At 37.3% G+C, this 14,839-nt stretch carries 13 protein-coding genes; 11 read left to right on the top strand and 2 right to left on the bottom strand.

Translation table 11 applies throughout. The features are described 5' to 3' along the window. The first annotated feature begins 20 nt into the window (after window positions 1-20). The 11 genes from H8R91_RS12280 to H8R91_RS05975 all read left to right on the top strand — a co-directional run bounded on the left by H8R91_RS12280 (window position 21) and on the right by H8R91_RS05975 (window position 12,969). A complete protein-coding gene (locus H8R91_RS12280) occupies window positions 21-584 on the top strand; it encodes a prepilin-type N-terminal cleavage/methylation domain-containing protein (protein ID WP_207722736.1) in 564 nt (187 codons plus the stop codon). A gap of 215 nt (window positions 585-799) precedes the next feature. Beyond that, window positions 800-1,366 carry a prepilin-type N-terminal cleavage/methylation domain-containing protein gene (locus H8R91_RS05930; protein ID WP_117705467.1) on the top strand — a complete coding sequence of 189 codons (567 nt, stop codon included), beginning with the start codon at window positions 800-802 and terminating at the stop codon, window positions 1,364-1,366. Window positions 1,367-1,652: 286 nt separating this feature from the next. Beyond that, the gene (locus H8R91_RS05935) at window positions 1,653-3,380 is read left to right on the top strand and encodes a hypothetical protein (RefSeq protein WP_117705468.1); all 1,728 of its coding nucleotides are present in this window, start codon (window positions 1,653-1,655) and stop codon (window positions 3,378-3,380) included. Between the two features lie 14 nt (window positions 3,381-3,394). Then, a complete protein-coding gene (locus H8R91_RS05940) occupies window positions 3,395-4,006 on the top strand; it encodes a hypothetical protein (RefSeq protein WP_186935255.1) in 612 nt (203 codons plus the stop codon). A gap of 16 nt (window positions 4,007-4,022) precedes the next feature. Continuing rightward, the gene (locus tag H8R91_RS05945) at window positions 4,023-4,808 is read left to right on the top strand and encodes a prepilin peptidase (protein WP_117705470.1); all 786 of its coding nucleotides are present in this window, start codon (window positions 4,023-4,025) and stop codon (window positions 4,806-4,808) included. A gap of 32 nt (window positions 4,809-4,840) precedes the next feature. After that, window positions 4,841-6,547, top strand: a complete 1,707-nt coding sequence (locus tag H8R91_RS05950; RefSeq protein WP_186935256.1) for a GspE/PulE family protein — start codon at window positions 4,841-4,843, stop codon at window positions 6,545-6,547. A gap of 12 nt (window positions 6,548-6,559) precedes the next feature. Further along, window positions 6,560-7,741 (top strand): type IV pilus twitching motility protein PilT, encoded by a 1,182-nt coding sequence (locus tag H8R91_RS05955; RefSeq protein ID WP_117705472.1) that lies wholly within the window; start codon window positions 6,560-6,562, stop codon window positions 7,739-7,741. A gap of 5 nt (window positions 7,742-7,746) precedes the next feature. Continuing rightward, on the top strand, window positions 7,747-8,991 hold the full coding sequence (locus H8R91_RS05960) for a type II secretion system F family protein (protein WP_186935257.1): 1,245 nt from the start codon (window positions 7,747-7,749) through the stop codon (window positions 8,989-8,991). A 35-nt stretch (window positions 8,992-9,026) separates the two neighbouring features. Further along, entirely contained in the window at window positions 9,027-11,621 is a 2,595-nt protein-coding gene (locus tag H8R91_RS05965) for a hypothetical protein (protein WP_186935258.1), read from the top strand. Next, a complete protein-coding gene (locus H8R91_RS05970) occupies window positions 11,621-12,208 on the top strand; it encodes a type IV pilus modification PilV family protein (protein WP_186935259.1) in 588 nt (195 codons plus the stop codon). The genes H8R91_RS05965 and H8R91_RS05970 overlap by 1 nt, the downstream gene beginning before the upstream one ends. Before the next feature lie 11 nt (window positions 12,209-12,219). Further along, a complete protein-coding gene (locus tag H8R91_RS05975) occupies window positions 12,220-12,969 on the top strand; it encodes a type II secretion system protein (RefSeq protein WP_186935260.1) in 750 nt (249 codons plus the stop codon). A 462-nt stretch (window positions 12,970-13,431) separates the two neighbouring features. Here the strand turns inward: H8R91_RS05975 and H8R91_RS05980 are convergent, their stop codons facing one another. After that, a complete protein-coding gene (locus H8R91_RS05980) occupies window positions 13,432-14,106 on the bottom strand; it encodes a TIGR00266 family protein (RefSeq protein WP_186935261.1) in 675 nt (224 codons plus the stop codon). 120 nt (window positions 14,107-14,226) lie between these two features. Beyond that, window positions 14,227-14,778 carry a prolyl-tRNA synthetase associated domain-containing protein gene (locus H8R91_RS05985; RefSeq protein WP_207722737.1) on the bottom strand — a complete coding sequence of 184 codons (552 nt, stop codon included), beginning with the start codon at window positions 14,776-14,778 and terminating at the stop codon, window positions 14,227-14,229. Between the last annotated feature and the right edge of the window lie 61 nt (window positions 14,779-14,839).

A 14,839-nucleotide genomic window follows, 5' to 3' on the forward strand; every position in this document is an offset into this window, starting at 1 on the left:
TTTTGAATGAGGGAGAAAAAATGAAAGAAAAAAGAACACCAAATTCACGCATAAGCGTGCGATTTAAATCGTTAGTTCCTGCAAAAAAAATCAAAAGCAAAAAAGGCTTTACATTGGTAGAACTTGTAGTGGTAATTGCCATAATAGCTATTCTCGCAGCTATAGCTATACCAATAGTTGCATCTACTACTAAGTCATCTATAGTAAGCAGGGCAAAAACCAACGCAAACACCATAGAATATGCCTTTAAAGAGGCCGATGCGGCTGTTGCAGGTGCAGATAACACAATATATATCCATGCAAGCACAAATACTATACAAATTTCCGAAGTTGTAGCCGCTAATAAACTTGAGCGGATTATTAAGCCCGAACATCTTTTTGGCACACCGTATTATCCTGTTATCTGTAAAAGCAAGGTGTATTTTGCAGCCGATTCAAATAATGACAGCAAATTTGATGCAAACGACACAACCATTGACGGTACAAAATTACCCGATGAGGCTATTGCTCTTTACGACCAAACAAAGGGGTGTGCAATAGATGGAAATATTACAACTCTAAATCTTTCAAACAGAAAAAATTAACGGCACATTTAACAATTTAACGCAGTAAAGTTTGTGCAATGTTATAAAAATGCGTTTTTTAACTTTTTTTGGTAAAAATATATTGCAAGACTTGCAAAAATGTTATATAATAAACTTGTTTAAAGGGAACGGTAACGCAAAATCATATCAGCAACCGTCGTTGCAGTTTCCACAAAACGGCTCACAAATTATTATTAAAAAGAGAGGTAAAAACAATGAACGAAATTCAGGCAGTAAAAACTGCAAAAATCGAAGAAGTTAAGAAGAACAGCAAAAAGGGTTTTACACTCGTAGAACTCGTAGTAGTTATTGCAATCCTTGCAGTACTCGCAGCTATCGCTATTCCTGTAGTAGCATCAACAATCAAGTCATCACAGATCAGCTCAGCTCAGTCAAACGCTCAGACAATTGAAACAGCTATCAAAGAAGCTAAGGCTGCTACAGCTGCCGGCGATGATTCAATCTTCGTAAATTCAACTAACGGTCATAAGGCTTCTAAGAATGACCTTACTGTTGCTGATGTACTTGGGGCTAAGAAGATTACTTCTGCTGCTGCTCAGAAGTACACAATTGATGGTACTGATTACAACTGCGTATACGATGCTACTGATGAGAAAGTTTATTTTGCTGCAGCTGATAAAAAGTCAACAATCGGTAAAGACTCTAACGATATCAGCAGTCACTCTGTTATCGCACTTACTACAACAGCTCAAGATGGTAAAATTTCGGTTGTTACAACTGACCTTAAGAACTTAAAAGTAACACAGCAGGCTGGTGACTAATTTTAATACATTGTAATATCTCGGTTTTGCTGATGACCGACAACATACAAGCAAAAGGCTCGCCGAGTGCGAGCCTTTTGAAATGTATATAGGTTTTTCGGTGTATTAAACTCAATTTTTGTGTATTGTTAATAACTTTTAGGGGATATGCCCTGATTCACCCTGTTTGATTATAAAATTATTTTAATTTATTCTTTAAAGTAATTTTATAATCAAATCGGTTTAAAATTTTTTAACGGTTTTGATAAGCTTAAACAAGCATAAATTTTCAGGTGGTGTATTAAATATGAATTATGTACTGGTGCAGATTGCCAAAAGATACCTTTGCATAACAGCCTGCGAAACTGTAGGCGAGGCAGCTGCTAACGGCACTGCAAATAAAGGTAACAGTAAAAAACAGGCTGACCCTAACGAAAAGAAAGCCTACTCTTTCTCCTCCCCTCTTATTATTCCTGTTGACAAGGCTGTATTAAAAGACAAAAGCTCCGTATGGGAAGACCCTGCTTTGCTCGCCCGCCTTGTAAAAGACGGACTAAGCACAATGAACCACAGTGAGGTTCGTGATGTTATTCTTATGGTAGAAAGCTACGACCTTACCTGTCAGGAGTATCAGCATATCAGAGGTGCCAAAAAAATCATTGAGGGACTTGCAATTGACAGAATCAGAGATTTTGTCGGCGAGGCGGTTTCCGACTTCTCGGTAATCTACAAAGATTACTCCGCATACAAAACAAAAGAAGTCAGCGAAGAAATCACATCTAAGGCTTTTGCAATGCCGAAAGCACTTGCGGATGACCTTGTTGCAGGATTTAAGTCTTTCTCTCTGAATCTTATCAAGATTATCCCGTCAGAGACGGCAATGATTTATGCTGCTCAAAAGACAATCTACAGCTTTAACAAAACCGTAGCTCTCATCAGTATGGACTATTCGGCAGTCAGAGTTTTTATCGCCAAAAACGGTGTGCCTCTCTACTGTCACGAATTTACATCCCCTGTAGATGAAATTTTACAGGTAATTGAAGAAGACAGAGATTTGAGCACGGCTGCCGCTATTGATTACCTGCGTACCGCCGGATACGGATTTAAAAATGAATGCAGAAATGCGTCTTCAAAAAGAAAGATTGACGATATTGCAGAAAACCTTATAGATGATATCGTCCGCAATGTTCGCCTTGTTACAATGTCGCTCAACATCAGCATTGACCAGTTGTTCTTAAGTGACTTCTTGGCTTACATTCCTCACATCCGCAACTATTTTGTAGGTTTTGGACTTGCAGGCGAGGTTATGCTTGTATCTGATACATTCAATACAGGCTCGGTAATTCCGGAACCGTCGCTTAAGGCAAGAGATGACTTCTACAAAAACGGTTCATACTTCCTTATGAACGAACTTATGAACTGCGGTACAGTATTTGAGAACAACCTTATTTACGGACTAAAGGCTCAACAGGCTAAAACACTTGATGACAGTGCAAAAGCTGCAAAAGCAGGCTGTGTCGGTCTTGGCCTACTCTGTGTTGCGGGACTTGCTTTCTTTGGTTTCTATTTTGGCAGAAGCGTTGTAGATAATATGATTTATAACGATACAAAGTACGACTATGCAAAAACTCTTATTCAACAAAGAGATGACATTACCCAGTCTTTGGCAAATCAGACACAGGATGCCGAGCTTTTACCGAGAACACAGCTTTATTGTGAAGATGTAATTAATGAGCTTGATGACCAGGTTGTAGATAAAATGGATACTTTTACAAACTACAGTATAACTCACGCAAACGACGGCAACGAAACCTACAGCATTCCGGTAAACGGACTTATTAAAGACTTCCCTACCTTTATTGATTTACAGAACAACATTAAAGACAACGGTTTCTTCTCTATGAGCGAAAACTTCTCGGTTTCTACAAATACAGAAACCAGTCAGTACAGTCTTACAGCTCAGCTTACAACAGACATAACTCAGTCACAATCAAGTAAAACTGCAAGTGATACTGAAAACAACAGCGAAAACTAAGGGAGGAAACAAAAATGAAAAAGACTAAAATACCGGTACCGATTATTGTGTTTGTTGCACTTCTCATAGTATTTGTAATTATTTTGCTTGCACTTGTAATGCCGACATTCACTAACCTTTCTAAGTATAATGATGACCATGCTGCTATCACAGCAAACATCGCCGACTGCGACGATGTACTTGCAAATCAGACAAGTGTCGAAACCAAAATTGGCGAAATGAAAAAGCAGTATGATGAAAATCAGCAAAACCTCTATATTGACGCAAAGTCATCCGTTAAGGATTTGCAGGATATTTTTGCCGACCTCGGTATTGATATGTCATCACTTACCCGTGGTGAAGGCGTGCAGGACGCACAGGGCAGAACATCTATGGGCGGCATTCCGCTTTACTACACAAACCTTACATTCAGCTATAACGGCACAAAGGATAAAACTTTACAGCTTATCCATTATCTTGAGCAGGAATCAAAAGGCTGCTACTTTATTGATTCGCTTTCAATGTCAGAAATTGAAGACAGCAAAGAATATGCTACTTCATTTAATGTAACACTTTACTACTTTGACACAACAAAGCAAGCTGTAAATAATACAGATTCTACCGATTCAACAGAACCAACTACATAATTATAAGGACTTTACTATGGCTAATTTACTTCCAATCGACTTTTCACAAATTTCAACCTATATAACTCTCGCAGTAATTTTAATGCTGTCAGTTGTACTCTGTATGCTCGCATACAGGCTTATGAATGTCGTGCCTGCAAAATGGCTGTGCGACTATGATGAAGAGCCGGACGAAAGTCTTTTTGGCACAAGGTATATTTTCAAACAAAGCGGAATTTACACTTCCGCTTTGTTTGCTATATTTAACTTAGGCATCTTTGCGTTTTTCGGCTATTCTTATTACACGATTTTCTTTTTATTAATTTCGATTACAATGCTCCTCATAGCTATGAGTGACTTTAAATATACAATTATTCCCGACCAATTCACAATTGCACTTGCAGTGCTTTGTGTTGCGCTTGCAATAACCGACCTTTTCACGCAGCAAATCTTTATTAAAGAATGGTGGAGTATTCCGCTTGGTGCTGTATGCGGCGGCGGTTCGCTTATGCTTATAAATTTATTTTCTATTGTAATTCTCAAAAAGAACGGAATGGGCTTCGGCGATGTAAAACTTATGCTTGCACTTGGTGCTTGCCTTGGTTTTCCTATGGTATTTTCAGGACTTTTAATCGCCGTATTTATAGCTTTCCTTTATATAATATTTTTGCTTATCAAAAAAATATTTTCAAAAAACGAAGTTTCAAGCTATTTCCCCTTTGGCCCATTTCTCTGCATCGGTTCACTTTGCAGTTTGTTCTTAGTCAATGTAATTAACTACGGTTTAGACCTTTACTTCGGTCTTTTCAGCCTTAGCTATTAATCTTGTCAATTCCCGTGAAAGGATGATCATATATGAAGAACTCTGTTTTTAACTTGAGTGACGATCTCGTTAAAAGCGGTATAGTAAGTTTAAAAACATTAAAGCGTATTGAAATGCTTTATATGGAAGACAATACTCTTACTCTTGAACATGCGTTGATAAAAGAAGGCGTTGTCACAGAGGAGCAGATTTATGACCTTATGGCAAAGAAAATGCATTTGCCGCTTGTTGACCTTACTTCCTACTACATATCAGACGATATAGCCCAGCTCATTCCGGAGCAGATGATGGAAGACCTCGGCGTTATGCCGCTTACCATTGAAGGCAATTATCTCTTAATTGCCATGACAAATCCGCTTGATTATAAAGCAATTTATACTCTCAACAACTATACAAAAAGAAAAATAAAAACCGCTATATGTACTCCTACACAACTTAAAATCAAACTTGACGAAATTTTCAGTGTGTCAGACAAAGAAGCGGTAATAGACGAGGCTCAGGAATTTGTACAGAGCCAGATGAAAAAATCCGAGGACACGGTATCTACCGAAGATCAGGAAGATGTTGAAGATCAGCCTATCATTAAATTTGTAAACAATATGATAGCCGAGGCTGTAAGACAGCGTGTATCCGATATTCACCTTGAGCCTCAGGAAAAGAAATTGGTAATTCGTTTCCGTATTGACGGTAAACTTATTAAATATATGGACTCAAGCAAGGAGCTTGCTCCCTCTGTAACGAGCCGTATTAAATTTATCAGCGGTATGAACATTGCGGAAAAAAGAATTCCGCAGGACGGTAGAATTCACTATAATATCAATAATCAAAAAATTGATATGCGTGTATCTTCTCTTCCTTGTGTTTATGGCGAAAAAATCGTAATCAGAATTACAACCGCACTCGGTATGAAGCTTGATAAAAAGAACATCGGTTTTCTCCCCGAAAACCTTGAGAAATTCGACCAGCTTTTGACATCAAGCCGTGGTATCATTCTTCTTTCGGGTGCAACAGGTTCAGGTAAGTCAACCACACTTTACGCTGCTCTTTCATCTCTTAACACCGAAGACAAAAACATTGTAACAGTTGAAAACCCTGTCGAAATGGTTTTGCCGGGTGCTACACAGGTTAATATTAATGAAAAAGCAGGACTTACATTTGCAAGCGTTCTTCGTTCTATCCTCCGTCAGGACCCTGATATTATTATGATCGGTGAGATTCGTGACCAGGAAACCGCAGATATCGCAGCAAGAGCCGCTATCACAGGTCACCTTGTACTTTCAACAATCCATACATATAACGCAGCCAGCTCGGTTGTCCGACTTATTGATATGGGTGTTGAACCTTATATGGTATCTTCTTCTATGCTCGGCGTTATTGCCCAAAAGCTTGTAAGAAGACTTTGCCCGGAGTGTAAGCAAGCATATGATGCAACAGATGACGAGCTTAGACTTCTCGGACTCCCTATCACCAAACAGCTCACACTTTACAAACCGGGTCAGTGCCCTGCTTGTAACAACATAGGTTATAAGGGAAGAATTGCCGTTCACGAGGTTATGCCTGTTTCAAGATCTATTAAAAATGCCATTCATCTCGGTAAAACCACAGATGAAATTGACACAATAGCAAGAGAAGAGGGTATGATTTCACTTCGTGATAACCTTAAAAAGCTGTTGTATGACGGTATTATATCATTTGATACATTCATTGACACTGTATCAGAAATCTATCAGGAAGATTAAGGAGTAAGTTTTATGGAATTTGATGAGATGGTCAGATTTGCCGTTGAAAACGGTGCGTCTGATATTCACCTTGCAAGCAATAACTTGCCTTCTTACCGTAAAAACGGTAAAATTATGAGCTACAAAGGCACAGAGATTCTTGACGAGGACACAGTTATGAAGTATATTGACGAGGTTCTTGAGCCTGCCGATTACCTTAAGTTCTGCAACACAGGCGATATCGACTCGGCTTATCAGTTTGGAAACCTCGCACGATTCAGAGTTAATGCATTCAAGCAGCGCCACGGTGCGACGCTTGTAATGCGTGTAATCAAATTGAATCCTCCAAAACTCGGCGATTTAAATTTGCCGCAGTCTATTGCAAAAATTCTTAACCTGCAGGAAGGTCTTGTACTTGTAACAGGTCCTACCGGTAGCGGTAAGTCAACAACACTTGCAGCTCTTATCAATGAAATTAACCATCGAGAAGAACTGCACATTATCACAATTGAAGACCCTGTTGAGTATATGCACTCCCCTGCAAAATGTATTATTAACCAGAGAGAAGTCGGCCAAGACAGTGAAACTTACTCGTCAGCACTTAAATCGGCACTTCGTGAAGACCCTGATATTATCCTCATGGGTGAGATTCGTGACCTTGAGTCAATGTCAATCGCTCTTCGTGCAGCAGAAACAGGCCACCTTGTTTTTTCAACACTTCATACAGAGAGTGCCGCAAAAACAATCGACCGTCTTATAGATATGTTCCCTGTTGAAAGGCAGAAACAGGCACTCAACCAGCTTTCAACCACACTTAAGGCAGTAATTTCACAGCGTTTGCTTCCAAGATCAGACCGTCCGGGCCGTATCGGCGCATTTGAAATTATGTTTGTTAATACTGCTATCGCTAACCTTATCCGTGAAGATAAGATTCCGCAGATTGAACAGATGATTTCTTTGAACCAGCAGACAGGTATGATTACAAGAAAGTTAAGTATCGAAAACCTCCTCAAAAGAGGACTTATTTCAAAAGAAACTGCCGACAAGTACAGTTACGATGTGGCTGATAACGCAGCACTTACAGGCGGCAACAATTCTCCGCAGCCGGGCGTACCGGGAATACCACAGCAAACACCGCAGCAGTTGACAGCTCCAATGCCACAGTATTCTAATCTCCCGCAAAACAGCACAAACGCTTATCTTAACAGGAGGTAAAAATAATGGAATTTTCTTATGTAGCGGTAAACGAAAAAAACCGTAAATATCGTAACCGTATGACAGCAAACACCAAAGAAGAGGTTAAGCGAAAGCTTGAACAGCGTGGTCTTATCGCTATTTCCATTGATGAAGTAAAAAAAGGTTCGCAGGAAGATATTCCGATCTGGCAGCGTGATCTTGGCGGTTCAAAAGATGTGCATACATTAAAAATCAGTAACAAGCGACTTCTTACATTTATGCACCAGATGGCATTGATGATTCGTTCTGGTATTTCGCTTTCGGTTGCAATGGCCGTAATGTGTGACACTGAAAAAGATAAGAATATGTTGAGAATTTTACAGGAAATAACCGCAAACCTCTACAACGGTATTACTCTTTCGCAGTCGCTAAGCTCATTTAAAACTTTTCCGACTGTTTATGTAAACATTATTCAAACAGGTGAGGCAAACGGTCGACTTGATGAAGCTTTTGATAAGTGCGTTAGTCTTCTCAAAAAGGAAATCACTCTTAAAAGTAAGATCAAGGGTGCAATGATTTACCCTATCTTCCTCCTCATTCTTACAATCGGACTTATCATAGTAATGAGTGTAGTTGTACTTCCGTCATTTAAAGAATTGTTTGAAAGTTTTGACTCCGAACTTCCGATAATGACGCAGATTACAATGGGTATTTCAGATGTACTTCTTCATTACGGCTGGCTCGTTGTTCTTATTATCGTTGCACTTGTAGTTACACTCAGAATTCTTTACAAAAAGAACTATTCATTCTGTATGTGGTGGTCAACATTCCAGCTTAAAATCCCGATTATCGGCGAAGTTTTAAGACTTAACCAGCTTACAAGATTTGCAAATATGATGGCAACACTTACTTCTTCCGGTGTAAATATTCTTTATTCACTTGAACTTTCAAGAGATGTAGTAGGCAACAAATTTATGTCCGACTGTCTTAACCAGGTAATTGAAGATGTAAGAATCGGTACACCGATCAATATTTCCCTTTCAAGATATCCAAAAGCTTTCGATCCGCTCTTTGTATCAATGATAAGAGTCGGTGAGGAAAGCGGTATGCTCAGCGATTCCCTTAACAAAATGGCAGATATGTACGACGAACAGGCAACCGACGCTACACAGCGTATGACAGACGCAATGACACCTGCAATGACAATCATTATCGCAGGTATCGTAGGTTTCGTTGTAATTTCTATCGTACAGGCAATGTTCGGTATGTATTCAGTTATCACAGCCTAACAGTGATAATTTATAGCAGATGAAAGGAGATCTTTATGAAGAAACTTCATACAAAGAAAAGAAGGATAAACAGCAAAAAAGGTATTTCCATGGTTCTTGCAATAGCTTTGGCTGCAGTTTTGTTTTTATCGACAACTACTTTCTTATCTATTGCAATGCTCCAGCAAAAAGAAACCGGTACTACAATGAACTCCCGTCAGGCATATGTATCAGCAAAAAGTGCACTTGATATAGCAAAAGAACTGTTAAACGACGGTAAACTTTCATTACCTGATTCAGGATCACTTTACTATGTTTTTTACTATATTGAAGGAGATCCGGAGGTTCATGTAGAAAAATTCAACAGCTCTGAACTTGCATTAAAATGGATTAACAATCCATCTCATGCAAGTTATACTATAATAGGTAATGCTTATATTAAAATTACTAAAAATACAGACGGTAGTTACACTATGACTGCCGTTGGCAAAGAAAATAAATATGACTATTCAGGTGATGGAAATACAGGTGATCTTTCAACCAAATTTGATGTAAAATATAATTTAGTTGAAAAAGAAGAAACAGCTAATCTCACTATGAAGCAAAAAACAATTACTTCACCGACCGGCAATAAATTTTTAATGCTTGGTGATCAAACTTCATTTTCACTTCTTCGTTCTGTAAGAAAAACTTTAAACGAAGGAGATACCACATTTCGTACCTTACAGGACTATGATACTGACAATGACAATAAATCAATAATTTATATTCCTAAAAACGAAGCTGGCAGTACACCACTCACAACTTGCTTTCCTCTTGTATTTGATAAAGCAGTAAAAAGTACAAGTAACGGTGATAGTAGACTTAAATTTACAGCATATGATAACGGCATTTACTTTTTAGGCAATTACACCGGATCAAAAGTAAAAAGTGACTATAATTCCGAAGCAGTTGATATAAGTTTTTACACAAACTCAGACGCTTACGGTACAGCCTTAGAATGTAAATATCTTGTAATTGGCGGAAATATGGTATGTCGTCCGGCCACTGGCGAATCCGGCATTACACTTAAATACTCCGGCAGTTCTTATAATACCGATAAAGGTGTTGTAATATACTTTACTAAAGATTGTAAGCTTATGACTTATAATAATAGCAAGCAAATAACTAAAACAGTAGAGTATAAAAAAGGATATTATTATATTAACTTAGGTGACAACAATACAGCCGTTGATTTATTTTCAGAAAATACCAAAAAAAGTGCTGTAAAAATTGCTACAAACAGTGAAGAATACAAAAGGGTTAACAGTATTGATATGTATAGTTCTATGGTTGATACAAACGGCAAACTAAAGGACATACATTCAGCTTACGAAGGTAACTGGGAAAAGGGCAAAGAAAGAGTTTATATTTTGAATGACAATGGAGCTTTCAACACAGATCCAAATTCAAACAGCTACTCCAATACACCTCGAACAGAATTTACTGAAGGATGGAAAGACTACTACATTTATTGTTCACCATCCGAAATGCCAACAGCTAGTGGATATTATGATATGTATTCAGGCAAAGAATTTAATTATCTTTGGTACAATATAAAACCAATGGAATTTAATGGAAATATCGATATGTCAATTCATAGTAGTAATATTACATTATCAATTGGTCCCGATGAAAAAGAAACTGTTTATTATAACAATAAAATTAAGAACAGCAACGGTAATCCATACTTTCCTTATTCTTTCAATCAAACTATTCTTCCTACTAGCGATTTTGCTACTGACAGTAATACTCAAAAATTCACAGCAGAAGGTTCAAATATAATCAAACAAATAAACAGTTCAGCATCATTTAGTGTAAAACCTTATTGGGGTGAAACTTCGTTTACTCTTAAAGTAGTAAATGATTTTATTGTAGAAATGTCAGATGGTACATCATATACCATAAAAGCCGATGATTACACAGATATTCCGGAGACAGGACTTAACTTATTTTCAAATGATGCAAAAAAATACTTTGAAGATCATTCTACTTCACGAGTTGATTCTAACTCATCGAGTATTAAATGGGTGGAAGATAACGCTATTAATACTTCAGTAGACAGCAGTAACCTCGACCAAAGCAGTTCAGTTATAAATTTTAAAGCAACATGTGGCGGAACACTTAAAGACGATACATATAAGGGCAGAGCTATTTACTGTGATTTTGGTAATGGTTCTTCGGGTAAAGATGCTATTGTAACATATGGAAACAATGCAACCTTAAAAGCAGATGTTGTTTCAATCGGAGCGGATTTACTTGAAAGAAAAGACGGAAAAGGACTTAAAATTAATACTTATAGTGCACATAATGAATCGACATGTGTTGTAGACGGTAATCCTATTGACGGTTCCATGCTTCAGATTACTCGTAAAACTACTCTCAAATTTAATGATGATAATGCTAATTCTATAACTTTAAGTCCGGGTTACTATTTCTTCCCGGGTATTACAAGTGATTTTGATATTTTAAGCAAAGCTTTTTGGGAAAATTGGACTGATTCAAAACCATATTACAAAGCAGAAAAATTAGGCGATGGTACTAAAGCTTATAAAAAGGTAACTGTTACAACTAAAATGGATCCTGTTGACTTTGAAGGGAAGTATTTCTAATGAAGAAGAAGAACCTTAAATTTAAAAAATATTTAAAAAGTAAAAAAGGCTTTTCTCTTCTCGAGTTGGTATGTGCAATTATGATCATGGCAATAGCCGTTTCGGCTACTGCCACTGGTCTTAATATCAGTAATCAGTCCATTACTAAAAACAGTCTTATGGACAAAGCTTCTGCAAAAGCACAAATGTATTGCGATGTAATTATGACATATGTTGAAAAAACACCATCAAATGATCCATATGACGGTTGGGATTCATTAACTGATGAACAAAAGGGTGCTAATAAACTTTTTGAAACTCCACCTAATCAAACATATACTTTTACAAGCGATATTCAAAACAATATTGATACAGATGTAAAATCTCTTGACAATACTTTTTCAGCAAAACAATATACTTCTGCAAATATCGACCATAGAGATTTTAACAAAAATGAAGTTGCTTATACAATTCAAAAAGAAGGTTCTTACACTAATTCTGATGGTATAAGTATGGTATCGTACAAAATCACTGTTTATATTGATTACGGTACAAATGGTACAACTTCATGTACCGGTATTATCACTAAATCCAAATATGTTCAATAAGGAGGATGCAAATGATTAAAATATTGAATAAATTAAAAAAACATCTCTCCAAGCGCTCCGTAAAAAATAAAATCGGTTCAACGCTTATTGAACTTATAGCTGTTGTATGCATTCTTTCTATTGCCTCTACTGTAAGCATAAGCGGATTATTTGCTATGGCCAATATTGCAAAAAGAGGTCAGGATCTTTCCCTTTGCGAACGCACAAGCGATATGATTTCTAAACAACTTTCAATTTACGGTAATACCTCAAACTATGTTCAATCATATGATTCAAAACCTCCTCTCGAAACATATGACGAAAGTGCAAGACCAAGTGGTTTTATGGATGTAGATAATGGTATCGGTAATAAAAGTGATTACTTTTTATATGCAGATCCAAATACAAAATACAGATTAATTCTTGCTAAGTTTGATACTTCATCGGGCGATCCTACAGGACATAAGCTTACACCAATAGTCAGTATTGACAATGTAAAATCAATTAAATTCGACCTTAAACAACTTAATACTGATGAAAAAAAATATATTCTTCAATATACAGTAACAACAGTAGGAAGCAATGTATGGGATAAGGATACTGATAAACGAGTTGAGTACACTATTTCAAGCGGAGTAGTTTTGAATAATACAAATAATTCTTCTACTATACCTACCCCGCTGCAATATTCAACCATAACAACAAAAACTTCTTTAACTGAAGCAAATTCAACCTATATCAGAATACAAACCTCAAGCAGAAGTGATCTTGATATTTACTAAAAGTTAAAAGTCTTAAACAAAAAGCTGTAAAAAACAGCATATCAAAAAAGCCGAGATTCACGAAAAAGTGAGTCTCGGTGATTTTTTTCTTATATTCTTGAAATTGTATAAAAATATGAAGAATATCAAATACTTATGGTCTGTGCTTTATACTGCTTTTCTTCCATACCCGGCTGTATTTATTTGCATTGGCAGTTATCTTTGTTTCGTCAAGGTGTTATTTAGATCAATATGACGAAAAACCTCGTTAAATGTATATACCGGATCAGAAATTTCTATTATTTTATCAATTTTAGGTGGTAATTTTAATTGATACGGTGTATAATATACCTTGTTTATATGGTTTTTCATTACAAATAAATTATATCACAAAAATGACTGCATTCCTACCTTTCGGTTAGAATGCAGTCGCTTTTTATCTGGGTTGTTTTTTACAGCTCCAGAAATTATGTAGCTATTAACTTAGTTTGTTGTAATAAAAGGACGGATAGCTGCCGCTACTGTTGAAATCGGGTGTGACTGTAAGAACACTCTGCCCGGTCCTGTAATAACTGTATTAAACAATCCCTCTCCGCCGAGGAGTACATTTTTAACTCCCTTAATGCGCTGGATGTCCATTTGACAAGATGCATCCATTGCAGCAAGGTTGCCTGTATCAACAACAATCTGCTGACCGGGTGCAAGGTTATACTGCTTGCAGTAGCCGTCAATCTCAACAAAAGCAGTTCCGTAACCCGATAACTTTTGAAGTATGAATCCTTCGCCTCCAAAAAAGCCTGCACCCGCTTTTTTATTAAAATGTACAGAGAGTTCAACAGTCGCAGAACTTGCAAGGAAACCCGATTTCTGAACGATTATAGGCATATTAGGCTGAATCTCAAAAGGAATGATTGAACCCGGGAAAGATGAAGCAAGAGTAATGAAACCCGGACCGCCCATAGCTGTGTAGCGGTTCTGCATAATAGACTCTCCCGACATCATTTTGCCGAACATCTTGCCTACTCCGCCGCCTGAAGTTTCCATATTAAGGTTAGGTGACATCCATACCATTCCGCCGCCCTGTGTAATAATAGTTTCGCCGTTTTCAAGAGATACTTCCACTATCGGAAGTGAACCTCCCTCAATTTTGTATTGCATAGATAAACCTCCATAAATGTTTATTATCAGCATTATATCATATATCAAATGCAATGTAAATAAAATTTTACATATATACATCAAAAGACTTCCATTTGCAGAAGTCTTTTATACTTATGTTTATTCACCTGTCAAATGTACAACTGTTGCCGTATGCCCTACTGCTTTTAAAAACTTATCAAAAACATCTGTTGTTTTTATTTTAAGGCTCGATGTATTCACGCACGGGTGACATCCTACATATTCACCTTTTAAAACATCTTCATCTACAAGCAAAGTGACTGCGTTTTCTTTGTCGTTCATAAGTCCCATAACGCTTACAGACCCCGGCAGAATATCAAGGTACTCTTCCATAGCCTCGGCAGACGCAAAAGAAAGTCTTGCCGAATTAATTTGACTTGAAAGTTCCTTTGTTTTAAAAGGCTTGTCCCCCGGCATCATTAAAAGATAAAATTTAGTTTTCTGCCTGTTGCACAAAAACAGATTTTTACAAATAAGTACATCAAGTACCTTGTCAATTTCATTGCACGCCTCCATAGTATCGGCATGGCCGTGATCTGTTCGCAGATACTCTATGCCAAGGCTGTCGAGCAAATCATATACTCTGACTTCCCTGTCAAGTCTTCCCTCAATATTCTGCGGTCTGCCTTTGTATAATTCCACCGCTGTCATCTCCTAACATTTTTACTACTAATATAATAATGGATTACTCTCCCTTTGTCAAAGAAAAACA

The sequence above is a fragment of the Ruminococcus intestinalis genome (assembly GCF_014288065.1).
GTDB lineage: Bacteria > Bacillota > Clostridia > Oscillospirales > Acutalibacteraceae > Ruminococcoides > Ruminococcoides intestinale_A.